Source organism: Pseudoalteromonas sp. MTN2-4, from assembly GCF_042848605.1.
Lineage (GTDB): Bacteria > Pseudomonadota > Gammaproteobacteria > Enterobacterales > Alteromonadaceae > Pseudoalteromonas.
The window spans coordinates 1-25,758 of sequence record NZ_BTGK01000007.1 but is presented as its reverse complement, the minus strand read 5'-3'; the positions used below and the strand labels follow the sequence as shown (position 1 = coordinate 25,758).

At 40.7% G+C, this 25,758-nt stretch carries 27 protein-coding genes; 20 read left to right on the top strand and 7 right to left on the bottom strand.

Features of this window, described 5'->3' with window-relative positions:
- The first annotated feature begins 32 nt into the window (after positions 1-32).
- Positions 33-953, top strand: coding sequence for a 2-hydroxyacid dehydrogenase (locus tag ACGHEH_RS15590; RefSeq protein WP_390447037.1), 921 nt, complete (start codon positions 33-35; stop codon positions 951-953).
- A 140-nt stretch (positions 954-1,093) separates the two neighbouring features.
- Positions 1,094-1,240 (top strand): hypothetical protein, encoded by a 147-nt coding sequence (locus tag ACGHEH_RS15585; RefSeq protein ID WP_171041687.1) that lies wholly within the window; start codon positions 1,094-1,096, stop codon positions 1,238-1,240.
- On the opposite strand, the gene smrA is transcribed toward ACGHEH_RS15585, so the two are convergent.
- The 3 genes from smrA to ACGHEH_RS15570 form a co-directional block, all read right to left on the bottom strand.
- Positions 1,230-1,811, bottom strand: a complete 582-nt coding sequence (gene smrA / locus ACGHEH_RS15580) for a DNA endonuclease SmrA (RefSeq protein ID WP_390447034.1) — start codon at positions 1,809-1,811, stop codon at positions 1,230-1,232. The two genes, ACGHEH_RS15585 and smrA, sit on opposite strands and share 11 nt — an antisense overlap.
- Positions 1,812-1,910: 99 nt before the next feature.
- Complete coding sequence (locus tag ACGHEH_RS15575; RefSeq protein ID WP_058029111.1) at positions 1,911-2,159, bottom strand: hypothetical protein; 249 nt, start codon at positions 2,157-2,159, stop codon at positions 1,911-1,913.
- Between the two features lie 100 nt (positions 2,160-2,259).
- A complete protein-coding gene (locus ACGHEH_RS15570) occupies positions 2,260-2,721 on the bottom strand; it encodes a hypothetical protein (protein ID WP_390447031.1) in 462 nt (153 codons plus the stop codon).
- 93 nt (positions 2,722-2,814) lie between these two features.
- Between ACGHEH_RS15570 and ACGHEH_RS15565 the strand changes: the two genes are divergently transcribed.
- Positions 2,815-3,198 carry a response regulator gene (locus ACGHEH_RS15565; protein ID WP_058029113.1) on the top strand — a complete coding sequence of 128 codons (384 nt, stop codon included), beginning with the start codon at positions 2,815-2,817 and terminating at the stop codon, positions 3,196-3,198.
- A 73-nt stretch (positions 3,199-3,271) separates the two neighbouring features.
- On the opposite strand, the gene rpsT is transcribed toward ACGHEH_RS15565, so the two are convergent.
- The gene (gene rpsT / locus ACGHEH_RS15560; RefSeq protein ID WP_058029114.1) at positions 3,272-3,532 is read right to left on the bottom strand and encodes a 30S ribosomal protein S20; all 261 of its coding nucleotides are present in this window, start codon (positions 3,530-3,532) and stop codon (positions 3,272-3,274) included.
- 355 nt (positions 3,533-3,887) lie between these two features.
- Here rpsT and murJ point away from each other — a divergent pair, with 355 nt between their 5' ends.
- The 13 genes from murJ (at position 3,888) to ACGHEH_RS15495 (ending at position 18,540) form a co-directional block, all read left to right on the top strand.
- Complete coding sequence (gene murJ / locus ACGHEH_RS15555) at positions 3,888-5,456, top strand: murein biosynthesis integral membrane protein MurJ (protein ID WP_390447028.1); 1,569 nt, start codon at positions 3,888-3,890, stop codon at positions 5,454-5,456.
- Between the two features lie 118 nt (positions 5,457-5,574).
- Complete coding sequence (gene ribF, locus ACGHEH_RS15550) at positions 5,575-6,501, top strand: bifunctional riboflavin kinase/FAD synthetase (RefSeq protein WP_390447026.1); 927 nt, start codon at positions 5,575-5,577, stop codon at positions 6,499-6,501.
- Between the two features lie 21 nt (positions 6,502-6,522).
- The gene (ileS, locus tag ACGHEH_RS15545; RefSeq protein ID WP_390447023.1) at positions 6,523-9,348 is read left to right on the top strand and encodes an isoleucine--tRNA ligase; all 2,826 of its coding nucleotides are present in this window, start codon (positions 6,523-6,525) and stop codon (positions 9,346-9,348) included.
- Positions 9,349-9,357: 9 nt separating this feature from the next.
- The gene (gene lspA, locus ACGHEH_RS15540; protein WP_390447020.1) at positions 9,358-9,867 is read left to right on the top strand and encodes a signal peptidase II; all 510 of its coding nucleotides are present in this window, start codon (positions 9,358-9,360) and stop codon (positions 9,865-9,867) included.
- Positions 9,864-10,304 (top strand): FKBP-type peptidyl-prolyl cis-trans isomerase, encoded by a 441-nt coding sequence (gene fkpB / locus ACGHEH_RS15535; protein WP_138483742.1) that lies wholly within the window; start codon positions 9,864-9,866, stop codon positions 10,302-10,304. Before lspA ends, fkpB begins: the two co-directional genes overlap by 4 nt.
- The gene (gene ispH, locus ACGHEH_RS15530) at positions 10,304-11,233 is read left to right on the top strand and encodes a 4-hydroxy-3-methylbut-2-enyl diphosphate reductase (RefSeq protein ID WP_390447017.1); all 930 of its coding nucleotides are present in this window, start codon (positions 10,304-10,306) and stop codon (positions 11,231-11,233) included. The genes fkpB and ispH overlap by 1 nt, the downstream gene beginning before the upstream one ends.
- Positions 11,234-11,237: 4 nt before the next feature.
- On the top strand, positions 11,238-12,263 hold the full coding sequence (locus tag ACGHEH_RS15525) for a sensor histidine kinase (protein WP_390447014.1): 1,026 nt from the start codon (positions 11,238-11,240) through the stop codon (positions 12,261-12,263).
- Positions 12,260-12,925: a LytR/AlgR family response regulator transcription factor gene (locus ACGHEH_RS15520; protein WP_390447012.1), complete on the top strand. Its 666-nt coding sequence runs from the start codon at positions 12,260-12,262 to the stop codon at positions 12,923-12,925. Before ACGHEH_RS15525 ends, ACGHEH_RS15520 begins: the two co-directional genes overlap by 4 nt.
- 99 nt (positions 12,926-13,024) lie before the next feature.
- Complete coding sequence (gene pilV, locus ACGHEH_RS15515) at positions 13,025-13,582, top strand: type IV pilus modification protein PilV (protein WP_390447009.1); 558 nt, start codon at positions 13,025-13,027, stop codon at positions 13,580-13,582.
- Between the two features lies 1 nt (position 13,583).
- The gene (locus ACGHEH_RS15510) at positions 13,584-14,573 is read left to right on the top strand and encodes a PilW family protein (RefSeq protein ID WP_390447006.1); all 990 of its coding nucleotides are present in this window, start codon (positions 13,584-13,586) and stop codon (positions 14,571-14,573) included.
- Positions 14,561-15,040: a pilus assembly protein PilX gene (locus tag ACGHEH_RS15505; RefSeq protein WP_390447003.1), complete on the top strand. Its 480-nt coding sequence runs from the start codon at positions 14,561-14,563 to the stop codon at positions 15,038-15,040. The genes ACGHEH_RS15510 and ACGHEH_RS15505 overlap by 13 nt, the downstream gene beginning before the upstream one ends.
- A 1-nt stretch (position 15,041) precedes the next feature.
- Complete coding sequence (locus ACGHEH_RS15500; RefSeq protein WP_390447000.1) at positions 15,042-18,134, top strand: PilC/PilY family type IV pilus protein; 3,093 nt, start codon at positions 15,042-15,044, stop codon at positions 18,132-18,134.
- Entirely contained in the window at positions 18,124-18,540 is a 417-nt protein-coding gene (locus tag ACGHEH_RS15495) for a type IV pilin protein (RefSeq protein WP_390447414.1), read from the top strand. Before ACGHEH_RS15500 ends, ACGHEH_RS15495 begins: the two co-directional genes overlap by 11 nt.
- Here ACGHEH_RS15495 and ACGHEH_RS15490 read toward each other — a convergent pair.
- Together ACGHEH_RS15490 and ACGHEH_RS15485 are read right to left on the bottom strand one after the other, a co-directional pair.
- Positions 18,537-19,076, bottom strand: a complete 540-nt coding sequence (locus ACGHEH_RS15490) for a GspH/FimT family pseudopilin (protein ID WP_390446997.1) — start codon at positions 19,074-19,076, stop codon at positions 18,537-18,539. The two genes, ACGHEH_RS15495 and ACGHEH_RS15490, sit on opposite strands and share 4 nt — an antisense overlap.
- A 70-nt stretch (positions 19,077-19,146) precedes the next feature.
- Complete coding sequence (locus tag ACGHEH_RS15485) at positions 19,147-19,683, bottom strand: GspH/FimT family pseudopilin (RefSeq protein ID WP_390446995.1); 537 nt, start codon at positions 19,681-19,683, stop codon at positions 19,147-19,149.
- Between the two features lie 141 nt (positions 19,684-19,824).
- On the opposite strand from ACGHEH_RS15485, the gene glnB reads away from it, so the two are divergent.
- Positions 19,825-20,163 carry a nitrogen regulatory protein P-II gene (gene glnB, locus ACGHEH_RS15480; protein WP_130256575.1) on the top strand — a complete coding sequence of 113 codons (339 nt, stop codon included), beginning with the start codon at positions 19,825-19,827 and terminating at the stop codon, positions 20,161-20,163.
- A 55-nt stretch (positions 20,164-20,218) separates the two neighbouring features.
- Here the strand turns inward: glnB and ACGHEH_RS15475 are convergent, their stop codons facing one another.
- Entirely contained in the window at positions 20,219-20,992 is a 774-nt protein-coding gene (locus ACGHEH_RS15475; RefSeq protein WP_390446991.1) for an outer membrane protein assembly factor BamD, read from the bottom strand.
- A gap of 123 nt (positions 20,993-21,115) precedes the next feature.
- Between ACGHEH_RS15475 and rluD the strand changes: the two genes are divergently transcribed.
- The 3 genes from rluD (at position 21,116) to clpB (ending at position 25,494) form a co-directional block, all read left to right on the top strand.
- Positions 21,116-22,093, top strand: coding sequence for a 23S rRNA pseudouridine(1911/1915/1917) synthase RluD (gene rluD, locus ACGHEH_RS15470; RefSeq protein WP_390446988.1), 978 nt, complete (start codon positions 21,116-21,118; stop codon positions 22,091-22,093).
- Between the two features lie 3 nt (positions 22,094-22,096).
- On the top strand, positions 22,097-22,831 hold the full coding sequence (pgeF, locus tag ACGHEH_RS15465) for a peptidoglycan editing factor PgeF (RefSeq protein ID WP_390446985.1): 735 nt from the start codon (positions 22,097-22,099) through the stop codon (positions 22,829-22,831).
- Positions 22,832-22,920: 89 nt separating this feature from the next.
- Positions 22,921-25,494: an ATP-dependent chaperone ClpB gene (gene clpB, locus ACGHEH_RS15460; RefSeq protein WP_390446982.1), complete on the top strand. Its 2,574-nt coding sequence runs from the start codon at positions 22,921-22,923 to the stop codon at positions 25,492-25,494.
- Positions 25,495-25,758: the final 264 nt, after the last annotated feature.

Here is a 25,758-nt window from a genome sequence, read left to right as displayed (position 1 = left end):
ATGATCAATAAGTTGCTTTATTAGGTATAAAAATGTCAGTTTTAGTCTGTGTCATAGGTCGTAACAACGACAAACTCCTTGCTGAACTCAGCGCACAATTACCCAATGTTAAAATATATGAGTGGCCACACTGCGAAAATTTAGCAGAAATCGAATTTGTATTGGCTTGGAAAGCACCTGAAACGCTTTGGGCACAACTCCCTAATTTGCAAGTGGTACAGAGTTATGGTGCGGGAGTTGATGCAATTGACTTAAGTCTTATTCCTGAACATGTTCAAGTAACTCGGATTGTAGATACACAACTGGCAGAAGACATGGCTGAGTATGTCTTAGCGCATACGTTGGCGCACAAGCTTCGTATTAAAGAGTACCTAATAAAACAGCAACAAGGACAATGGAAGCCCAAACGAGCGCAAGCGACTCAGCATGTAGGCATTTTAGGTATGGGGGAGCTAGGGGTAAGTGTTGCAAACAAGCTGGTTTACAATAACTTTAAAGTCAATGGTTGGTCTCGCTCTGAAAAGCAATTAGCGCATATTACTCACTTTCATGGTGATGCTCAGCTACCTGATTTTCTTAAAGAGCTTGATGTATTGGTGTGTTTATTACCTCTAACGCGGCAGACAGAAGAGATTTTGAACTTAGATATGTTTAAGCAGTTACCAGATCATTGTTTGCTAATTAATGTTGCTAGAGGCAAACATTTAAATGAATCAGATTTATTAACAGCGCTTGATCAAGACGAACTTGCAGCAGCAGTATTAGATGTATTTATTGAAGAGCCATTACCTAAATCACATGCATTTTGGTCGCACCCCAAAATAATCATTACACCACATTGTGCGGCTTTGACTCAGCTCAAAACGGTTTGTGAACAAATTGCGGATAATGTCAAAGCACAGCAAGCAAATACACAATTAAGTAATCTAGTATGCAAACAAGAAGGGTATTAAAAGGTAGGAAATAAGTATTGGAAAGTGTTGAGCAGATTTATTCTCTCATTCCTTTCACTTACTGTATAAAAAAACACCTTGTGTGATTTTTATACTTTCAGTAGTTTAGATAAAAAAATAATAATAAACAGGGTAATACAATGCGTGACAGCCAAGGTGGAGTAAAATTTTCTTTCGTTTTTATCTCAGTTATTCTTTTGGCAATTTCTGCATGGTTTACTCAAGCGAAAGCGACAGAGCTACCAGAGTATGGTAACTGTGTCGCTCATGAAGAGATCAACGCTTAGCGTGTTGTTCTCGATTTTCTAGCTTTTTCTCATCACTTTTAGTTAGCAGCACATAGGTGGAGCCAGAGCCACCGTGACATTTTAACGCACTGTGAAACGCTAAAACGATCGGCATTTCTTGTAACCACTTATTAGTATAGCTTTTTAAAATGGCAGGGTGAGGTTTGCTGTTTAAACCAATACCATGTCTTATCAGCAAGACACGAATGCTTCTTTGCTGACAATCGGTAATAAAATCAAAGAGTGTTTTTCTGGCTTCACGAAATGTTTTGCCATGTAAGTCTAATGTGGCGTCGATTTGATATTTGCCTAAGCGTAGATTTTTAAACACACCATGTTGCACACCACTTTTCTTAAAGCTTAATAAATCGTGTGGATCAAGTAAGTCTACATATTCGGTGGAGAGGTAATTTGCATCGAACTCTAATTCTTGTTCTGCGGCTTTGCGCTTTTCAAGTTGACTTAGAGTCGGGGTGTTTTTTTTCTTTTTAAGCTCTATTTGATTGTTCTTGGCAAGTGGAGTGACATCACCCATTGAAGCCATAAACAATTCTTCATCTGTCATCGCCATACGTTACCTCAGCTGTAGCATTGAAGATATGGCGATGATTTTAGCCTAGCCTTAGGGAATTGGCTAGCAAGACAGTTTAAAGGCTAGGTTAATAATATGTTAGTCGGTATGACTTAATTTAAGTTGTCCGAATGTATACACTTTAAATAGATAAAATGTATTAATCATAATTAGACTTAAATTAGACACCACACTGGTACTCATCAGATCAAAACTAAACGATAAAAATAATAAGCTACAAGCGGCCAATGCGGCAACGCGTAAAGTAGTTAAGTGGTTGATAAAAAAGGCTCCAGCACCTAAAAGTAGAAGCACTATGTTTAGCAACAAGTCGAGCTCGTTTGGCATGGTCTGTTTGGGTTCCTGTGGTTGGTTAAAGGAACGCCATTATGGTGTTAGTTTGACCATGCTTCAAACGAGTATTTTTACAATTTTCAGATTAGTTTTTTTAATTCGAAATGAGCGCCTTTAAGGCACTAAAGAAACCTTCTTTTTTGATTATTTGATACTTCTGACAGGTATCAGGGTCGAGCTTATTTATACATAAATAGAGAGTATTTCTATCTAGTGCTGGCCTTGGGTGAAGCGATGAATCAAAGATGACCGGATCAAGACCCGGTAGTGCAGACCAATAGACACTGGTAGCAACGACCCCTAGTTTTTCATAGGTAATCAATTGCGGTTTAGGAAAAACAATAATTAATAAGGCAATAATGCCAAGTGTGGTCCAACGTTTGATGCCTTTTTGCTTTGGGGGATTATTGAGTTGAGTTTGGGCTAATTGTGCTTGTGCCATTGCGGCTGTTTGTTGTTGTGGAGAAAGACGTTTTTTCTTTTGACTACTTTGTCGCTTTTTTTGTTGTGGATTAACTTGTCCCAGTAAAGATTGCTTTTTTGATTGATTAGACATTCGTTTTGTAGCCTTTTATTTGCATGTCTCTATAATGATTCTATGATTTAATCATAGCCTAAATTTATTCGGCAGCATATGGAAAGGATGATTATGGATCAACAGATCTCAATACTTATAGTGGACGACGTGGGTACAGTTCGTAGTTTCTTACATCAAACATTGATGCACTTGGGCATAGACCATGTGAGAGAAGCCTCTACTGCGACACAATGTATTACCGCGTGCGAAGAACAACATTTCGATATTGTGTTTTTGGATATCGAATTACCTGACGGTGACGGCAAAGAGTTGATCGCTGAGATTAATAAAATTAACGAAAATATTAATGTTGTGATGGTATCTGCCCATTCAACGGTTGATAACGTTAAAGATGCGATTGAAAGAGGGGCAAAAGGGTTTGTGGTAAAACCGTTTTCGCCGAAGAAAATTGCAGCGATGCTGAAAAAGTTTTATCCAGAACTGGAGCTTTATTAAGAAAAGCATTTCTTCCTTTCTTAAAGGCAAAAAAAAACCGACTTAACAGTCGGTTTTTTCATTCAAAAACAAATTATAGTGCTTTAATTTTAGCAGCTAAACGGCTCTTATGACGAGCAGCTTTGTTTTTGTGGATAAGACCTTTAGTTGCGTAACGGTCTAAAACTGGAGTTACAGCAGCGAAAGCTACAGTTGCAGCTTCTTTGTCGCCAGCTTCAATAGCAGCTACAGTTTTCTTGAATAGAGTACGCATCATAGAACGACGGCTTGCGTTGTGCTTACGACGCTTTTCGCTAGTAATAGCGCGTTTTTTTGCAGACTTGATGTTAGCCAAGGTTTGCTCCTAACAATCTTAAAAATAAGCTTAATTTAAAGGCCGAGGAATATGCCTGTTTTATTCTCAAAAGTCAATAAAAAATGACCACCCAGCCTTTTCCATTTGGGTCATATTGGCCTGAATGTACTAAAACCATGGTTTTAAGTTGCACAGCGCTAGTTGCAACAGGCTCAGAATCAACAAAACCATAACACCTCATGATTTTGTGATTGTTGAGGGCGATTGTATCAAATCTATAACTCGACACCTAGTATTAAACGAAAGATATTTACAAATAGTCGTAGGATGACGTTCAAGGAAAGTATAAGTCTGTGGCATAATCAGCCAGTTATATGTTTTTAGGAGTCAATTTGTGGCAAAAGGGTTATTCAAATCAGGCATGATAGTCAGTGCCATGACGATGATTTCACGCGTCATGGGACTAGTCAGAGATGCTGTTGTTGCAAATTTACTTGGTGCGGGGCTTGCTGCAGATGTGTTTTTATTTGCGAACCGTATTCCAAACTTTTTAAGACGATTATTTGCAGAAGGTGCATTTGCTCAAGCATTTGTGCCAGTGCTATCCGAGATAAAAGAAAAGCATGGTGACGACAAAGTCAGATTGTTTGTTGCCCAAACCGCGGGTACTTTGGGAACCATTTTACTGATAGTGACCATTCTCGGTGTGATTGGCTCCCCTGTCATTGCAGCGTTATTTGGTACAGGTTGGTTTATTGACTGGTGGCAAGGAGGCGAAAATGCAGAGAAGTTTGAATTGGCGAGTGGTTTATTAAAACTTACTTTTCCATATTTGTTCTTTGTTAGCTTGGTGGCACTGAGCGGAGCTGTGCTAAATGTTTATAACCGCTTTGCCGCAGCGGCTTTTACGCCTGTTTTATTAAACATTTCTATTATTAGCTGCGCGATTATATTACATGATGCCTTTGATGTGAGTGCCTATGCGCTGGCTATTGGGGTATTCGTTGGTGGCGTAACGCAGTTGTTATTTCAAATTCCTTTCCTTTTACGTATCGGTATGGTGAATAAGCCTGTGTTTGCTTGGCGTTCACCTGAAGTGACTAAAGTCCGTAAGTTAATGTTACCCGCGATGTTTGGTGTTTCGATTTCGCAAATTAATTTGCTGTTAGATACCATCATAGCTTCGCTATTAGTGACGGGCTCCATTGCTTGGCTGTATTACTCAGACAGGCTGATTGAGTTCCCATTAGGCTTATTTGGTATTGGTATTGCAACTGTTATTTTGCCCGCATTATCTAAACTACATGCCACAGAAAGAACAGAAGATTTTCAGAGCACATTAGATTGGGGCGTACGTTTTGTTTTGTTTTTAGGTTTTCCGGCTATGGCGGGGTTGATGGTAATTAGCCCACTTATTATCTCTGTTTTATTTGATCATGGTGCTTTCTCTGAGGGTGAAGTCGATCACGTCAAGGCTGTGAGTATGGGTGTTGCCGCCTACTCGGTTGGTTTAGTCAGTTTTATGTTAATTAAGGTATTAGCACCAGGTTTTTATGCCCGACAAGATACTAAAACGCCGGTCAAGATCGGTATTATCACGCTTGTTTTGAACATGGTGTTTAACATCATGCTTGCCCCATTCATTGGCTATTTAGGGTTAGCCTTAGCAACTTCTTTTTCAGCAAGTTGTAATGCGTTTTTGCTTTATAAAAAGCTAAACCAGCAAGGTGTGTATCAGTTCTCTGCTTTTAGCCTATGGTTTGCGTTGAAATGTATTGTGAGCGCAATATTGATGGCAGTGCTGGTTTATTTTATTGCTCAGCAATACACATGGCAAAGCTGGAGTTTGATGGAACAAATTACATTACTTTGCGCTTTACTCGCTATGGCCATGGTAAGTTACTTCGGTGCCCTTTTTGCGTTTGGGGTACGATTGAAGACCATAAAAGAAGCCTCGGCTTAATACTTAACCTAAGGCAGAGTACTAGCCTTAGGTTAAGGGGATCTGATTATTCGCATTTTCAAGCAACTTGGGTATAATCTGGCACTTTGAATAAATTGGTGGTGAAGGCTTTTATTTCATGCAATTAATTAGAGGCATCCATAATATTAGAGCAGAACACGCAGGATGTGTGCTGACAATAGGTAATTTTGATGGTGTGCATCTAGGTCATGTTGCTGTTTTAAAAGGCTTAATGCAGGATGCTGAACAGTACGGATTACCCAGTACCGTGATGCTGTTTGAGCCGCAACCGCAAGAGTTTTTTGCCAAAGACAAAGCGCCAGCACGCTTAACACGACTAAGAGATAAACTTGCTCTACTAGATAAACTCGGCATCGACAAAGTGATTTGTGTAAAGTTTGGCAAAGAGTTTGCTGCAATGGATGCCGAACAGTTTGTTCGACAAGTGTTAATAAAAAAGTTAGGCGTGAAAGCACTCACAGTGGGTGATGACTTTAAGTTTGGCAAAAACCGCCAAGGCGATTTTGATATGCTGAGCGCAATTGGCGCTGAATTAAATATGCATGTCAAAAGCACTGCTAGCTTACGCCGTGATGATTGCCGTGTAAGTAGTACTTTAATAAGAGCGGCACTTGCGCAAGGTGATTTAGATTCGGCGCACCAGATGCTAGGCCACACTTATGCGATTTCAGGTCGTGTGATCCACGGCTGGAAAAAAGGCCGAGAGCTAGGGTTTAGAACCGCGAATATTGCACTAAAACGTCAAGTGATCCCTGTACAGGGGGTGTTTGCTGTTAAAGTTTATTTAGACAACCGCGTATTAAACGGGGTGGCAAACATTGGCACAAAGCCAACGTTAAATGGCACGAAAGCACTATTAGAAGTGCATATATTTGATTTTGATGAAAATGTTTACGGACGTTTTCTAAAAGTGGAGCTGGTTAAAAAGCTCCGAGATGAAAAAAAATTCGAGACATTGGCCCAGTTGACTGAGCAAATAGCAAGTGATGTGGCTGACGCACAACAATGTTTTACTATTAAGTAGCCGATACGGAAACTAGGATAAATGAGCGACTACAAACATACTTTGAACCTACCGGAAACTGAGTTTCCAATGCGCGGTAATCTTGCGCAACGCGAACCAAAAATGCTGAAAGCTTGGTACGAAGCTGACCTTTACGGCCAAATTCGTAACGCGAAAAAAGGTAAGAAGCCATTTATTTTGCATGATGGTCCTCCATACGCAAATGGCGATATTCACTTAGGTCACTCAGTTAATAAGATTTTAAAAGACATTATTATTAAGTCTAAAACGCTTTCTGATTTTGATGCACCTTATGTACCTGGTTGGGACTGTCATGGTCTACCTATTGAGCTACAAGTAGAGAAAAAAGTAGGCAAACCTGGTCATAAAGTATCTGCAGCTGAGTTCAGAGAGAAATGCCGTGCCTACGCTAAAAAGCAAGTCGAAGGGCAAAAGGCTGACTTCAAGCGTTTAGGTGTATTTGGTGACTGGGACAAACCTTACCTAACAATGAACTTCGACTTTGAAGCAAACGCAATTCGTGTTTTAGGTCGCATCATTAAAAATGGTCACTTACACAAAGGTGCTAAGCCGGTTCACTGGTGTACAGATTGTGGCTCGGCACTAGCTGAAGCTGAAGTTGAATACCAAGACAAGCAATCACCGGCGATTGATGTGCGTTTTGACTTTGTTGACCAACAAGCGGTTGTTGCAGCATTTGGCTTATCAGAAGGTCATGAAGGTAATGGCACAGTCGGTACAGTTATCTGGACTACAACGCCTTGGACACTACCTGCAAACCGTGCGGTTGCAGTTCACGAAAACCTAGAATACGCCCTTGTTCAAGTTGAAGACGAAGATAAAGTACAGCGTTTAATCCTTGGCTCTGAGCTTGTTAAAGATTGTATGGACCGTTTCGGTTTCAATCACTTCCATGTATTAGGTTATGTGAAAGGTGCTGCGTTAGATAATCTGCGTGTTGCGCACCCATTCTATGACTTTGACGTACCAGTAATTTTAGGTGAGCACGTTACAACTGACTCAGGTACGGGTATTGTTCACACCGCACCTGGTCACGGTCAAGAAGACTTCGTAGCAGGCCAGGCATACGGTCTAGAAGTCGCAAACCCAGTTGGCGCAAACGGTGTTTATCTGCCTGATACTGAATTATTTGCAGGTCAGCACGTGTTTAAAGCTAACGCGAGCGTGATTGAAGTGCTAACAGAAAAAGGCGCGTTAATGCATCACCATGCTCTTCAGCATAGCTACCCACATTGCTGGCGCCACAAAACGCCAATCATCTTCCGTGCGACACCACAATGGTTTGTAAGTATGGATCAAGCAGACTTACGTAAAGATTCACTAAGTGAGATCGAAAAAACGCAGTGGTTACCTGAGTGGGGCGAGAGCCGTATTGCAAACATGGTAGAAGGTCGCCCAGACTGGTGTATTTCGCGTCAGCGTACATGGGGTGTGCCAATCTCTTTATTCGTTGATAAAGACACTGGTGCATTACACCCAAATACTGAGAGCCTAATCGAAGACGTTGCAAAACTGGTTGAAGAAAAAGGCATTCAAGCTTGGTATGACTTAGACGCGGCTGATTTAATCGGTGCTGATGCCGAGCAGTATGTAAAAGTACAAGATACGCTAGACGTATGGTTCGATTCAGGTGTAACACACGCTTGTGTAGTTGATGCGCGTGAAGAGTTAACTGGTCCTGCAGATTTATACCTAGAAGGTTCTGACCAACATCGCGGTTGGTTTATGTCTTCTATGATGACTTCGGTAGCAATTAACGGTCATGCTCCATATAAGCAAGTACTAACCCATGGTTTCACTGTCGATGAAAACGGCCGCAAGATGTCAAAGTCTTTAGGTAACGTTATTTCTCCACAGAATGTTATGAATAAGTTAGGTGCTGACATTTTACGTCTATGGGTTGCATCAACAGATTACACGGCAGAAATGACAGTATCGGATGAAATCTTTAAGCGCTCAGCTGATCGTTACCGTCGTATTCGTAACACCAGCCGTTATCTACTTGCAAACTTAAGCGGTTTCAACCCAGCAACTGATTTAGTTGCCGTTGAAGATATGGTTGAGCTAGATCGCTGGATTGTTGCACGTGCCGCTGAGTTACAAAAAGAAATCATCAGTGCTTACGACAACTATCAGATGTTAGTTGTGACGCAAAAGCTAATGAACTTCTGTACCGGTGAGCTAGGTTCATTCTACCTAGACGTAATCAAAGACCGTCAATACACAGCTAAAGCTGACAGTCATGCTCGTCGCTCTTGTCAATCTGCGCTTTACCACATTGCAGAAGCAATGACGCGTTGGATGGCGCCAATCATGAGCTTTACAGCGCAAGAAATCTGGGATGTATTACCAGGTGAGCGCGGTGACTTTGTATTTACTGATGTGTGGTACGACGGCTTGGCAAATGTGACAGAAGGTCAGCTTGATAATACTTACTGGCAGCAAGTGCTTGAGGTACGTGATGCAGTTAACAAAGTATTAGAAGCTGCGCGGAAAGATGAAGTTATTGGTGCAACGCTACAAGCAGAGGTGACGCTATACACTGGTGGTGATTTAGCTGAGACACTGAATAAGATCGGTGACGAGCTACGCTTCGTACTATTGACGTCAAAAGCAAATGTTGAAGTAGTCAGTGCGAAACCTGAAGGCGCAGAGTCTTCAGATATTGATGGCTTATTCATTAAAGTCGCTTCAACGGATGCGAAAAAATGTGACCGCTGCTGGCACTACTGTGAAGATGTTGGTACACACGAAGGCCATGAAGAGATCTGTGGTCGTTGTGTGAGCAACGTTGACGGTGACGGCGAACAGCGTCAGTTTGCGTAGGAGCAACAAGTGACCGAAGTTAAACAAAAATCGGGTTTAATTTGGTTAGTACTGAGTCTACTGCTTTTTGCAGTAGACTACATAACCAAAGCTGTAGTCGTGGCAAATATGAAGCTCTATGAATCGATAGAGATTTTGCCAATTTTTAACTTCACTTACATGCACAACTATGGTGCTGCATTTAGTTTTTTGAGTGATGCAGGCGGTTGGCAACGCTGGTTCTTCAGCAGCATTGCGGTGCTGATCAGTTTATTACTGACTTATTGGCTGAAGAAGCTGCCAGCGAAAAACTGGGTATTATGTGGCGCTTACTCAATGGTCATTGGTGGTGCGATTGGCAACCTAGTTGACCGTTTAGTGCATGGTTATGTTGTAGATTTTCTACATTTTTATTATCAAGATTGGCACTATCCAGCATTCAATGTGGCTGATATCGCAATTGTATGTGGTGCGGGTCTACTTCTTTTAGATGCCTTCACTGGTGAAGGTGCAGATGGTTCTCAGGAGAAAAAAGCATGAGCGAACACGTCATTGGCGAAAAATCAGAAGTTCTCTTTCATTTTTCGATCAAGCTAGAAGACGGATCGGCAGCTGATTCAACAAAAGTACATAACAAACCTGCAAAGTTATTCATGGGCGATGGTAGCCTGACTGAAAACTTTGAAAAATGCCTTTTAGGTTTAAAAGCAGGTGAGAGTAAATCTTTTGACTTAGAACCTGAAGACGCCTTTGGTCAGCCAAACCCTGACAATATTTATTATGTAGAGCGCAGTAAATTTGGTCCAGATGCGCCAGCTGAAGTGGGTAGTATTATCGCTTTCACTCAGCCAGATGGCACCGAGCTACCAGGTCTTGTTCGTGAAGTTGCTGGTGACTCTGTGACAATCGATTTCAACCATCCTCTAGCAGGTCAAAAGGTGACGTTTGAAGTTGATATTTTAGAGGTAACTGGCTAATGGACATTTTGTTAGCAAACCCTCGTGGCTTTTGTGCAGGTGTTGATCGTGCTATTTCTATTGTAGAGCGTGCATTAGATATTTTTAATCCACCTATTTATGTGCGCCATGAAGTCGTACACAACAAGTATGTGGTTAATGGCTTAAAAGACCGCGGTGCTGTTTTTGTTGAAGAACTACACCAAGTACCTGATGACAGCATTGTTATCTTCAGTGCGCACGGTGTATCACAAACTGTACGAGCTGAAGCAAAACGTCGTGAGTTAAAAGTATTTGATGCTACATGTCCATTGGTTACTAAAGTGCATATGGAAGTAACACGTGCGAGTCGTCGAGGCACTGAGTGTGTGTTAATTGGTCACCAAGGTCATCCGGAAGTGGAAGGCACCATGGGTCAATACGACAACTCAAAAGGGGGGATCTACTTAGTAGAAACGCCTGAAGATGTTGCAGCGCTTGAAGTAAGAGACCCAAGCAACTTATTCTACTGCAGCCAAACGACTTTATCAGTTGATGACACTGCAGATGTAATTGATGCGTTACGTACTAAATTTCCTGAGATTGAGGGTCCACGTAAAGACGATATTTGTTATGCAACACAAAACCGTCAAGATGCTGTACGTGATCTTGCTGACAAAGCTGATGTGTTATTGGTCGTAGGCGCTAAAAACAGCTCAAACTCAAATCGCTTGCGCGAACTTGCAGAAAATATGGGTACGACAGCCTATTTAATTGATGATGCGAGTTGTGTTGATGCTGGCTGGTTTGAAAACATCAACTCAGTCGGTGTTACAGCGGGTGCATCTGCCCCTGAAGTGCTTGTTCAACAAGTTATCACGCGCTTGAAAGAGTTAGGCGGTAAAACTGTGGTCGAAAACCCTGGTATCGAAGAAAGCATTGTATTTGCGGTGCCTGCCGAGTTGAGATAACTTTATGGCAGCAAGGTTTAAATCGCCCGATTTAACATCTGCATTGCTGCCTATTATGGTGACTGAGCGTGGTGTACTTGCCATGCTCGTTACCTCACAATTACTAGCAACTATGTTAGCTTTTTCCCCGATGAGTCTTGGCTCAGCTTGGGAGCGTCTAGGCTTAATTAGTTTATTCATTCATCTTGTCAGTACAACGAGCTTGGCTGTTGTTTACGGCTTAAAAACGCAGCTATCAAAACTCAATTCCTCTTTAGAAATACTGACAATTTTAGTTATTTTTCAAATTAATACTTTAACTATAAGTTTATTGTCACAGCACTATATTGCAGGCCAAATTGATTGGACTATGGCAACTCAGCACTGTGTGCTTGGTTTAGGTATGCAACTGTTTTTCATTTACTTGATGAGCATTTATGCTGAACGAATAGAGACGATTAAAACGCTCTCAAAAGTGGAGTTAGACGCACTACATGCTCGAATAAGGCCGCACTTTTTAAATAACAGCCTGAATACCATTGCAGAGTTAACTCATGTCGATCCTAAAGCTGCGGAGCAAGCAACGTTAAACTTAGCGCGGTTATCTCAAGCTGCAATGCGTACTCAACAGTTAACCACCTTAGAAGATGAGATAAACTTATCAAAGCAATATTTGTCTATAGAGGTATGGCGTTTTAGTGATAAGTTTGATGTTGTATGGCAGATTGATTCTTGCAACTTGGCCAGTCAAGTGCCGGTGTTATCGCTTCAGCCTTTGCTTGAAAATGCGGTGAATTATGGTGTTGAACCGAGTGGTAAAAAAAGCCAAATTGAAGTGTTTATTTTGGATGTTGATGAGCAAATCGTTGTCAAGATAACTAATCCAATTACTCATCATGACTGCAATGGTCATTCAGGGCAGGGGATCGCCCTGTCGAATATCAAAGCTCGGATTGAGCTTCATTTTGGAAATAGTGCAAGTTTGCAAACGGCAATTGATCAGGATAAGTTCGTGGCAGAGTTACGTATTCCCATTGGAGCTAAAGCATGAAGTACATCATCGCTGATGACGAGCCTTTAGCAAGAGCAAGAATTATACGTTTGCTATCAGCCTGGCCACATTATGAGTGTGTTGCACAAGTAAGTTCTGGTGATGAGGTTGAGCCGGCTATAAAAGAACACTCAGTACAATTGCTGTTTCTTGATATCAATATGCCAGGGCTTGATGGTATTAAAACGGCTGAAATACTTAATCATAAATATCGTGACTTAAAAATAATCTTTGTTACCGCCCACAGTGCATTTGCTTTGCAAGCTTTTAATGTGTTTGCAGCCGGTTTTTTGGTTAAGCCCGTAAGTCAATTGGATTTGTTTTCACTTTTAGCGCGCTTATTTAAACCTCGCATTCAGTATCAAGTAGGAAATCAAACCCGTTGGGTTGATGTTGATGATGTGATAGTGGCTAAAGCGGAAGATAAGTTAACGCAGATCTACTTCCAAGATGGTGACGCAACAATTGATTTAAGCCTTAAAAAGCTACTGGCTCTTTACCCTGAGCATTTTGTACAAATTCACCGAAACACATTAGTGAAGGCAAAATCTATAAAGCAACTCGAACATACACATTCAGGAATTCTGGTTAGTTTAACTGACCATTCAGAAAAGTTAGCGGTAAGCCGCCGAGCTTATTCAGCAATAAAAAATCATTTATAGACCGTTTGTCAGAAATAAAAACCGCTTATCCTTTCAAAAATTGCTTCTAGTAAGCAACTCTTTAACAATGCATAAATCATAAACCGTTTTTGACTGTGTATGCCATTTATCAATCGAACACAATCAGGGTTCACCCTTCTTGAAGTACTAATCGCATTTATGGTGTTGAGCTTTGGATTATTAGGGGCTGTTGCTTTACAGGCGCAAGCCAAAAAAGCCAGTTTTGACTCTATGCAACGTGCAGCTGCAATTTCGCTGGGTGAAGATATTATGCAGCGTATCAGGTCAAATGATACTGCAGATATTGTGTCTTTGTACAAACAAACGTTCAGTAGTGACACAGATTTAAGCCCTCGAGATGATTGTTATACAGATGTATGTAGCGCACAGAATATTGCCAGAACTGACCTTGAAAACTGGAAGGCAGCGATTAGAGCAAGAGAAAATACAGGGTCTTTGGACGAAGCGACGGTCTGTATCAATATTACACCAGTAGCGAATACTGCAGGCATGGGCTTTGATGTGAGCGTCATTGTTTCGTGGCGAGGTAGGCAAGACTTTAAGGCATCCGATGCAACTAAGGCAATACAGTGCGGCAATGTCGATGACAGGCGTCGTTTAGTAAAACTAGATAGTTACTTATTGATCAGAGGATAAAATGAAGCAGAAAGGTTTCACTATTTTAGAATTTCTGATTTCTATGTTTATTGGCTTCTTAATTTTAGGTGGTGTCATTGCGACTTATGTGAGCATGAAAGCGACCACTCGAGATACGATGGCAATTGGTGAGTTGCAAGAAACAGGTCGCCTAACTTTATCTATTCTAAGAAGAGATATAGAGCAGATTGGATTTTGGGGCACATTTTATGAGGCTGAATTCTCAGTAGATAACACGGTAGGTGAATCAAACCCTGATCCTGATTGTTTTGGCGGGTTAAATAACGGCAGTTTTCCTGATACCACCCCGACAAACTTTAGACCTATATTCGCAGAAGTCTCTGATGGCAACGAAATGCTAGGCTGTATTGACGACTCGAAGGAAGACACGAATGTTATTCAGTTAAAGTTTCTTGAAGGGCGTCAGATGACACCTGAGACTATCACAAATACGAATCGATATTATTTCATTGCTGAGCAAGAAAAAGCACAATTTATAACCGGGGATGCTGCTAAAAACCCATTACCTACAGTAAACGCGACGTTATGGCCTTATAGCCATCATGTTTACTATATCAATGAGCAAACCTTAAAAATTAATAATAGAGATATAGTTGTGCCTGTTCTAATGCGTAAAAGATTAACTGAAAATGGTGGCTTAGTGACTGAGCCCATCATGGAAGGCATTGAAGATATGCGTATGGTGTTTGGTATAGACAGTGACTCAGATAATAAAGTTGATACCTACCGAAGTACTCAGGCTATGACCGCAGAACTCTGGGAAAACACCAACGGTATTTTAACGGTTCAAGTGTTTTTACTCGTCAGGTCCTTAGAGGCTGATGCCGATTTAGAGTTAAAAAGTCAGACTTATACACTCGGACTAGATGATGACAAGCGAGTTCATACTTTTACTGATAATTATAGGCGAACCGTTTTTACAACGACAATCCGTTTAAATAATGTGGGGTCTACAGCATGGCGAATGTAAAAAAGCAAAAAGGTGTTGTACTCATTACTGCCATGATAATGATAGTCGCAGTCACAGCAGTTGCTGTAACTTTAATGAGTAGCAGTAGTATCGATTTAAAAATCACCAATGCAGCACAAGAGCGTGCTGAAGCTGAAACTGAACTGATTGGTGAGATCCACAAACTCATAGTTGCAGAAGGGACCAGTACCAACAATCGATTTACACTCAAGCGCCAACAAATGCCTGATGATGGTATGGATATGAGTTCGTCCTCAACCCCTTCACATATGACGAGTACACTTAAAAATTTGAATAATGGCGAAATGGAATTGCATTGCCCAAGGCAGTTCGCTTATACAGATGGCTTAACCTGCAACTTAACGGAAATGGAGTCAACCATCACTTACGGTTCTAAGAATAAGCATACAATTACTGTGGTCATAGGGATTGGTCAAGAAATCATTAGTCACAATGAGGGCAGCTAAGATGAAACATAACGTATTTTTTTGCCTTATAGCTTTGATCATTGCCTTTACTACAAAAGCTGAAGATATAGAGCTTTTCGTTAAACATAATATCAATATTCAAGAAAAGCCTCGTGTAATGATTGTATTTGATACCTCAGGCAGTATGGCATTTTCGAGTCAGTATGGTACCAACTGTGGCTATGATTCTTATCGTAGAAGGTGGATACTTTGCCCGGATAATCGTTTAGGTGTTGCAAAAGATACCATAACAGACCTGATTGAAGATAAAGCGAATGAGAATGTAGATTTTGGCTTGATGCGATTTAACAGCGACAATGAAGGAGGGTATGTACTTTCTGGGATAGGTTCTAGCAAATCGGATATAAAAAATAAAATTAATACCCTAGAGGCCAATGGGGGGACTCCTTTGAGCGAAACTCTCTGGGAAGCGTATTTGTATTTAACTGGTGAGAAGAAAGGTTACGCTGATAACCAATCTATTGGAAGGGATCAAAATATAGAATTAGGTGATCAATACATCTCTCCTTTTACCCCAAAAGCTGGTGAGCAAAGGTGTAATAGCGCTGTGAATGTAATTTTAATGACCGATGGTGACCCCTCTGTTGATACGAGTTCGAATTCAAATATCTCTAAACTCTATAAAAATACATTCAAACAAGATACGCCTGTTATAGAGAACAGTTATATGCCGGCTTTGGCAGCAGCTATGCATGGCAGAGGCGGTAAAGATCCTGTCGAAGTCGATCTTTACCCGAATACATCTGATTTAAAAGACACAGCTTATGTATACACCATTGGTTTTGGTGAGGGAATGAGTGGTGCTGGTGAGAAAATTTTAAGAAAAACTGCCGCACTAGGAGGTGGTGATTACTATCAAGCGGACACTGCAGAAAAATTAAAAGATGACTTTAATAAAATCTTGGTTGCCATAAACCAACGAAGCTCGAGCTTTGTCTCTCCTTCAGTATCAATGAATAGTTCGGATCAGACACAAAGTGGTAACTCCCTTTATTACACTATGTTTTATCCTGAGAAACATACCCGCTGGCAAGGCAACTTAAAAAAACTACAGGTTAAAGATGGTGAAATCATTGACATGTCGAATAAGCCTGCACTTGATACGCAAGATGGCATCATCAGTAAAGATGCGACAACTTTTTGGTCTAAGCCAGGTTCGAATGACGGTAATAATATTGAGCAAGGTGGTGTAAATTATCAATTATCTAAGCAAACTTCTCGAAAACTATTTTCTGATTTCGGGGAGGGTGCACTGATAGATTTCAAATGGAATAAAGCGAAAAATAAAGTTGGGGCAAAAAACTTAAGAAAGCTATTTGGTGCAGAAAATAACACTGAAGCCAAGCAAATAATGAATTGGGCTTCAGGTAAAGACGTATTAAATGAAAACAGCGATTCAACTATAAGAAAAGACATTTTTGGCGATCCGCTTCACTCAAAACCGGTCACCATGGATTATGGTAACAATGATATTAGAGTCTTTGTTGGGACTAACTCCGGTGTTTTGCATGCCTTCAAAGATAATGGCAATACAGTAAATGAAAGTTGGGCGTTTTTACCTGGTCAGTTGCTTGATATTCATAAGCCACTAATGAATAAGCAGGATGGAACTAAGCTTTATGGTGTTGATGGTCCAATAACGGTATTCCATAAAGATATTAACCGAGACAGCATTGTTAATGGTTCAGATAAAGTATGGCTGTTTTTTGGACTCAGAAGAGGTGGAACCGCGTACTACGCCTTAGATATAACGAGTCCCGATACACCTAAAATGTTATGGGGGGCTCCTATAACACCAGAAAAAACAGGCTTTGAAGAGTTAGGCCAGTCATGGTCAAAGCCTTTCGTGACATACATTCGTTCTCAAGAAGAAAAGCCAGTGGTGATTTTTGGTGCAGGTTACGATACCAATAAAGACAATATTTCCAAAACCAATGATAGTAAGGGCCGAGGTTTATTCATTGTCGATGCAGAGAGTGGCAATTTAGTTTGGTCGTTGACACCGGGTGGACCAAGTATTAATACCGAACAAGCAAGTAAATTTAAAGGCCTCCATAGTATTGCGGCAGATGTTTCACTCATGGACTCGGATTACGATGGGTTTACAGATAGAATCTATGCAGCAGATACTGGCGGTAACATTTGGCGGGTTGATATGCCAAGAGATAAACCAAATGACACTGACAATCCTTGGACACACTTTAAATTTGCAGAGTTAGCAGGCTCAAAAGACAGAGATGATAGACGTTTCTTTTATCAACCATTAGTTGCTCGTACTTTCTTTAGTAAAGTCACCAAGACGATAACCAACAATGGCTCGTATACAACACGAAGAGAAGTGCCTTATGAAGCGATTATTATAGGCAGTGGTAATAGAGCAAGTCCACTTGAGAAAATAGTGAATAATCAGCTCTACGTGATACGTGATGAAAACACGGTAACACGCTCATACCAAGGTGATGAGATCCCAGATACGATTTACCATAGTCAGCTTATGCAAGTGAAAGATGAACCTTTCTACCAAGCAACGTCTAAACAAGCTTTTTATGAAAAAGAAGCAGAGTTAGGTGCGCTTAAAGGTTGGAAGTATCAACTTAGGGCCGGAGAGAAGTCGTTAGCAAAAGCAACTGTCGTGGGCGGTATTGCCTACTTTACTTCGTTTACGCCACACTTAGATACTACGATAGACCAATGTTCGGTAGGCAGTGGCGGTGGTTCTTTATATGCTTTACATTTACATTATGGGGCGCGTGTGTTCCAGAAGATCAGATATGACACTGAGAGAGAAGTCCCCAGTACACCGGTGATCCTTTACCATAAAGAATCAGAAACAGAAGGAGGTTATAAACGTAGCACTGGCCGTTTAAATATTGAATTAAAGAGTACTGATTCTACAGGAGGTAAAGGCCCTGATGGCAGTAAACCGAGTGAACCATTCTTAAGTGCAAAAGTAGCGGGTCCCTTACCAACACTCAATAGCGCGGGGCAGCCAACATTTTTGAGTAATGAAGTGCATGGTATTACGACAAAACAAATGTATATTTACAAACGAGAGGATCATGATGAAAAGTAATCATATAAAGGGTTTTACCTTGCTCGAAATGCTGATTGTTGTTGCGATAGCGGGCATCCTAGCCTCTGTCGCTTATCCTCAGTATACAGAATACGTCAAGAGAGCCGCGCGCTCAGATGCAATGGTATTACTATTAGATGCTGCCAATAAACAAGAGCAATATTATGCTGATAACAGAAGCTATGCAGATGATTTGAGCTTAATAAATGTCCCTTCGACGAGTGAAAATGGTTATTTTACCATTACAGTAGAGGTGCCAGACACAGGCACATCATTTACAATCACGGCGACAGCAGCTTCTGGTGCTGTGGCTGGTGATACTGCTTGTTCTACGTTTACCATTACTGATACAGGAGTTAAAGGCTCTACAGGCACAAGTGATACGGATGATTGCTGGGAGCGCTAAATGCGCTCCTTACACTTTCTAGTATCCCTCATTCTTGCTCTACCCGCATTATTAATACTCATTTCAAGTCCAGTAGGTTTGCCTTTGAGGTCAAATGCACAATAGACAAAAGTACCATTTGCTAACCCTTTTAGGCTGCCATCGGGCTTAAATGTAATGGCATGCCGTGGATATGATAATTCATCTTGGATATTAATACGGTCAATGACGTAGAGTACTTCTTCATCGGCATCAAGTACATGATTTCTATTGGTATCGACAAAGCTGGTTAATGATTCGTGCCAGAGGTCTTTATGGCACTTATTATGAACTAAGCCACAAAAGCTAATGTACTTATCGTGGGTTATGGCATAGTCTCGCGACAGAAATATTTGCCGTTTTATCTGTTTTAGGGCCACTTCAGGTCTATTCTTTTGTAAAACGCTATTGAAGGAAGGCACCGCCAAAAAAGTAAGAATAACGATTAAAGATAGGGTGACGAGTAACTCAATTAGAGTTAAACCTCGAGCGTGATTAAGTGAGTTTCTAGCTGCCATCCTTGCAACCTTAATAAGATTAAATTGTGTATATAAATGTAGAATAAAGTGTTAGTTTGTCAATGTTGTTTTATGAACAGTCGGTGCTGCTATCACCGTTGTATAGTGCAGTCCCACCGACAGTGAGTGTCAGCGCTTTGGCATGTTCAGTTTGATTTAAAGGACAATATATAAATTGACCAGCGTTTGTATTCACAACACGACCACTACTATCAAACCTTAAACGCGTATCTGGTGCTTTTAGGTTGTCATTTGCTATAAGCTTATCCATAACGCGAAGTAAGTCATCACTTGCGACTTCATATGTGCCATTATTATTTTTATCAATAAATGAAATGATCTGGTTATTCTTCCAGTTATTGATGCACGTGAGATTTTCGTTTGCAGCGAGTTTTTTCGCATCGACAGGGCACAAGATCACGATTTCATCGCTAGTTGTTGCTTTTGCTCGAGCAAATGTGATGTGTCTTTTCAATTCAAGCATAAAAGACTCTGCACGTGTTTTTTCATTTAAATCAGTATTACCAGCGAAAGACAAAGTCACTAATATAACTAATATCGCAATGGTGATGAGCAGTTCTAATAACGTGAAGCCACGGTGTTTCATATTGACGCCTAGAAAAGAGCAATTATTCAATTGTAGCATATTGCATTATGAAGCTTTTTCTCAACAGTTTGCAACGAGTTTGTTTGCTATGGATAGTGGGATTGTCTAAAATCGACTCACTCGCTAAGGAAATAAAACACCATGAAAAAAATAGAAGCAATAATTAAACCTTTTAAACTCGATGATGTTCGTGAGGCTTTGTCTGAAATAGGCATTACAGGTATGACAGTCTGTGAAGTGAAGGGCTTCGGTCGTCAAAAAGGCCATACAGAGCTATACCGTGGTGCGGAATATATGGTCGATTTTTTACCTAAAGTGAAACTAGACATTGTTTTAGCTGACGAAGACGTTGATAGAGCGATCGAAGTTATTCTTAAAACAGCGCAAACGGGTAAAATAGGTGACGGTAAAATCTTCGTGACTGAAGTTGAACGTGTTGTGCGTATCCGAACAGGTGAAGAAGACGAAGAAGCTATTTAATTATATGAAACAAAAACGGCGCTCATAGAGCGCCGTTTTTGTTTATCAATATAAGTTAATTCATTTGTCGCTGTTTCTCGTTTAACAAACGTGTCTGCTGTGCATGCTTGCTTAACTCATTAAGTCCAAGCTTTGCATAGCTTTTCTCCATTATCTCAAGTGCTGTGATTAGATAGCTACTTTGTGAAAAGTGTTCCACAATATACTTACCACGGTTAGCAGCGGCTAAAAAGGCTTCACGCTCAAAATAATATTCTGCGACTTTAATTTCGTAACGAGCCATTTTATTTAATAACCATACTAAGCGTTTTTTTGCTTCAGGTATATATGGGCTTTCTGGATAGCTATCTACAAGAGTTGAAAGGTCTTGGAAAGCCACACGGGTGCGACTTGCATCACGGTCAGCTCTATCTATACCGAAGTATTCTTGAAAGGCATTTTGATCTGCTTGAATATTTACCAAGCCACGCATGAAATACATGTAGTCTAAATTTTTATGATTTGGATTTAGACGAATAAAGCGGTCGATTGTTGCAAGCCCTTGGTCAGTGTTGCCTGTTTTGTAGTACGCAAAAACGAGATCCATTTGCACTTGCTGCGCATGAGGACCAAATGGGTAACGAGAATTTAATGCACCCAGTAACTCTATAGAGCGAGCATATAAACCTGAGTCTAAGGTTGTTTTAGCATCTTCGTATAGTGCTTGTGCTGATTTATTTGGCACACGTTCGATATCTTCTTGTTCTGGTGCAGAAGAACATGCCGCAAGACCTAGAAAAGAAGTGCTGACTAGGATGGCAAAGGCGCGTTTCCCTAATTTAGTTATCATTTTATTTTACTACCTTTGGTGTCTTCGGCTAGGCCAAGATGGCAAAACCGAGTAAACTATGCATTTAAGCGATTCTAACCCAGTCTAGCTAAGCTTGCACTGGTAATTTAGGTAAACTAACAGATGTCTGAGCAAATTTCTCTTCAAGCCGAAGTGCCAACTGAATTAGGCGGTAAACGTCTAGACCAAATTTTGGCGCAAATGTTCCCTGATTTTTCACGTTCAAGAATAAAAACTTGGATTTTAGATGAAAAAGTTACCGTCGATGGTGAGGTCTTATCGACGCCAAGAGAAAAGCTGTTAGGTGGGGAGTTAATTTCCATTGAGACGCAAATCGAAGCACCTCGCGAATACGAAGCACAAGACATTGACCTAAATATCGTTTATGAAGATGATGATATTCTTGTTATCAATAAGCCTATGGGGCTGGTTGTTCACCCTGGTGCAGGAAACCCCGATGGCACAGTATTAAATGCTTTATTACATCATCACCCAGATATCATTAATGTGCCTAGGGCGGGTATTGTGCATCGTCTAGATAAAGACACGACAGGTTTAATGGTTGTTGCAAAAACCATCCAAGCCCAAACACATCTTGTTAAAGCCCTACAAAAACGCGATAACTTTACCCGTGAATATGAAGCGATTTGTAATGGCACAATGACTGCCGGTGGCATGGTTGAAAAGCCAATAGGTCGTCATGCAACAAAACGCACGCATATGGCTATTCATGAAATGGGCAAACCTGCCGTAACGCATTACCGCGTTGCAGAAAAGTTCAGAGCGCACACACGTTTACGCTTAAGGCTAGAAACAGGTCGTACTCACCAAATTCGTGTACACATGGCTTATTTAACGCATCCGCTAGTAGGTGATCAATTATATGGCGGCCGCCCTCGGCCTCCTCGCAATGCAACACCAGAATTGTTTGCACAGCTAAGAGACTTTAAACGTCAGGCGCTGCATGCGATTAAATTGAGTATTGCGCACCCAATTACGGGAGAGCAAATGACTTGGGAAGTCCCTGTGCCTGAAGATATGCAGATTCTAACTCAGGCTCTACGCGATGATACAAAAGCTAATCCAGATTTAGTTTATTAGAATATGCAGTTAGTTGATTGGCCATTACATCAACTTGTAGGCACAATTCAAACTACACGTTTAGGTGGTAAATCAATACCACCTTATTCAAGTTTGAATTTAGGTTTTCATGTCGGTGATAACCATGAAACTGTTCTGGCCAATCATCAAATACTGAATGAGTTCTTACCAGCCCCAGCGTTTTGGTTAGACCAAGTACATAGTAGTGAAATCATTGAAGTGACTCATATAGTGACTGAGTTATCATTACAACAGAGGCCAAAAGCCGATGCGCTTTTTACTCGCTTAAAAAATCAACCTCTTGCGATAATGACGGCGGATTGCTTACCTATTTTATTAGCAAGCAAAGATGGTCAAGAGATTGCTGCTATCCATGGCGGTTGGCGTCCTTTAGCTGGCGGCATAATTTCTAAAACAATCGCAAAGTTTTCTACTCGAAAAAGCAACTTAGTTGCGTGGCTTGGGCCTGCAATTGGGCCATCGGCATTTGAAGTAGGGCAAGACGTGGTTGACGCTTTCACTTCTGTTAATTCATCCCACAAAGATGATTTCATTGAGCAAAAAAATAAAAAGTATCTAGCGAATATTTTTTCAATTGCCAAACGTCAGTTATCTGATTTGGGTATTGCACATATATACAGTGAGTATGAGTGCACTTACACCTTACATGAAAAATACTTTTCTTATCGTAGAGATGCCCAAACAGGGCGTTTAGCGACCTTGATTTGGCTCAAATAAATACAATTAAAATTTTACTCGAGCCTTGAACAATACCTGACTGATACCCATAAAGTAACTAAGTTATTTTTTAGAAAGAGTTAGGCATCATGCGTTTAGACAGATTTACAAGTAAATTCCAAGCCGCACTTTCTGATGCGCAATCACTGGCTTTAGGTCGTGACCATCAATTTATTATGCCAGTGCATTTAATGTATGCATTGCTACAACAAAATGGCTCAAGTGTAAGAGCTTTGCTCGCTCAAGCTGGGATCAGTGCCGACGAGCTAAATAACAAGCTAACCAAATCAATCGATAAAATCTTTAAGGTTTCAGGCATTGGTGGAGAAGTTCAGCTTCATAATGAACTTATCTCTCTTATTAATTTATGTGATAAATATGCGCAAAAACGCAAAGATGAATATATTTCGAGTGAGTTATTTGTCTTTGCTGCGTGCGAAGATAAAGGTGAGCTAGGGCAAATCTTAAGAGAACTACAGCTGACGCAGAAAAAAGTTGAGCAGGCAATTAAAGCCATTCGCGGTGGTCAAAAAGTTGATAACCCAAATGCTGAGGACACACGTCAATCACTTGAAAAATTCACCATTGATCTTACAGAGCGCGCAGAGCAGGGCAAACTTGACCCTGTGATTGGCCGTGATGAAGAAATCAGGCGCACAATCCAAGTACTTCAAAGACGTACCAAAAATAACCCCGTGCTAATTGGAGAGCCGGGCGTTGGTAAAACGGCTATTGTTGAAGGGTTGGCTCAGCGCATCATTAATGGTGAAGTACCAGAGGGTCTTAAAAACAAACGCGTACTCTCTCTTGATTTGGGCGCACTGGTTGCAGGTGCAAAATACCGTGGCGAATTTGAAGAGCGCCTAAAGTCGGTTCTTAATGAACTGGCAAAAGAAGAAGGGCAAGTGATCTTATTTATTGATGAAATTCACACTATGGTCGGTGCGGGTAAAACCGACGGTGCGATGGATGCGGGTAATATGTTAAAACCTGCTCTTGCTCGTGGTGAGTTACACTGTGTTGGTGCGACGACACTTGATGAATATCGACAATATATTGAAAAAGATGCGGCCTTAGAAAGACGTTTCCAAAAAGTATTTGTAAGCGAGCCAAGTGTTTCAGACACAATTGCAATTTTACGTGGTTTAAAAGAGCGCTACGAACTTCATCACTCAGTTGATATTACAGATCCTGCAATTGTTGCAGCAGCGAATCTTTCCCATCGTTATATTTCAGATAGACAACTTCCCGATAAGGCCATTGACTTAATTGATGAAGCTGGAAGTTCTATTCGCCTACAAATTGATTCTAAACCAGAGCAACTTGATAGATTAGAAAGAAAAATCATTCAGCTAAAACTTGAAGACAATGCACTGGCGAAAGAAAAAGACGAAGCAAGTCAAAAGCGTCGTACAGAAATGCAGAGTTTAATTTCAGAATTAGAGAGCGAATATAAAGAGCTTGATGAAGTGTGGAATGCCGAAAAAGCATCTTTACAGGGCACGCAAGTAATAAAAGGTGAGCTAGAGCAAGCGAGATTAGATCTTGAAGTGGCGCGTCGAGCAAGCGACTTGCAAAGAATGTCAGAGCTTCAATATGGTCGAATTCCTGAGCTAGAAAGAAAGTTAGATCTTGCATCTCAAGCTGAAATGCAAGAAATGAGTTTGTTGAAAAACCAGGTCGGTGAAGACGAAATTGCAGAAATCTTATCACGCTGGACAGGCATTCCTGTAGCTAAGATGCTGCAAGGTGAGCGTGAAAAGCTCCTACAAATGGAAGATGAGTTACACAATAAAGTGATAGGTCAAGACGAAGCGGTAAATGCGGTATCAAATGCCATCCGCCGTTCAAGAGCTGGCCTTTCTGATCCAAATCGTCCGATTGGCTCATTCCTATTCTTAGGCCCGACAGGTGTAGGTAAGACTGAGTTAACAAAAGCGCTTGCAAACTTTATGTTTGATACTGAAGAAGCCATGGTTCGTATTGATATGTCCGAATTTATGGAAAAGCATTCAGTTGCACGATTAGTCGGTGCCCCTCCTGGCTATGTAGGTTATGAAGAAGGCGGCTATTTAACCGAAGCGGTTAGACGTCGTCCATATTCAGTAGTGTTATTAGATGAGGTAGAAAAAGCACATCCAGATGTGTTTAATATATTGCTGCAAGTTTTAGATGATGGCCGTTTAACTGATGGTCAAGGCCGTACTGTTGATTTTAAAAACACGGTAATCACTATGACGTCAAACTTAGGATCTGACATTATCCAAGAGCAAACTGGTCAAAATGACTTTACATCGTTAAAAGAAAAGGTGATGGGTGTCCTTGCTACCCAGTTTAGGCCTGAGTTTATAAACCGCATCGATGAAACCGTCGTGTTCCATCCTTTAATCGATGAACATATTAAAGAGATCGCGAATATACAACTAGATAAATTGACTGCCAGATTATTTGAAAAAGGTTACCAGTTTGAATTGTTACCTGAAGCGTTAAATAAAATAGCTGCACATGGCTTTGACCCAGTGTTTGGTGCAAGACCACTTAAGCGTGCAATACAGCAATATGTCGAAAACCCATTATCGCAAAAACTATTGGCAGGCGAATTTCTCCTAGGTGATAAAATTAGAGTAACGGTAGATAACGACGTTATTACATTTACAAAGTAATAAGCAGACTAAACATTGGGCATTCATTTTATATGTGTGCCCAAATTTATTTCTTTTTCTTCCTTGCATTATCTTCCTTCTCGACAATACTTAAATTCCCCTGAATGATTAGGTGGTGGTTATATGACTTAAACATTTTAGTTTTACTTCGTTTTGATTTCTTTTTGTACAGAAAACATCTTAAAACAGACGTTTCGTTTAAAATATACGCGAACAGTTGGTTTTTTGCATTTTTCTTTAAAAAAGGCTTGCGTAATTTTCTGC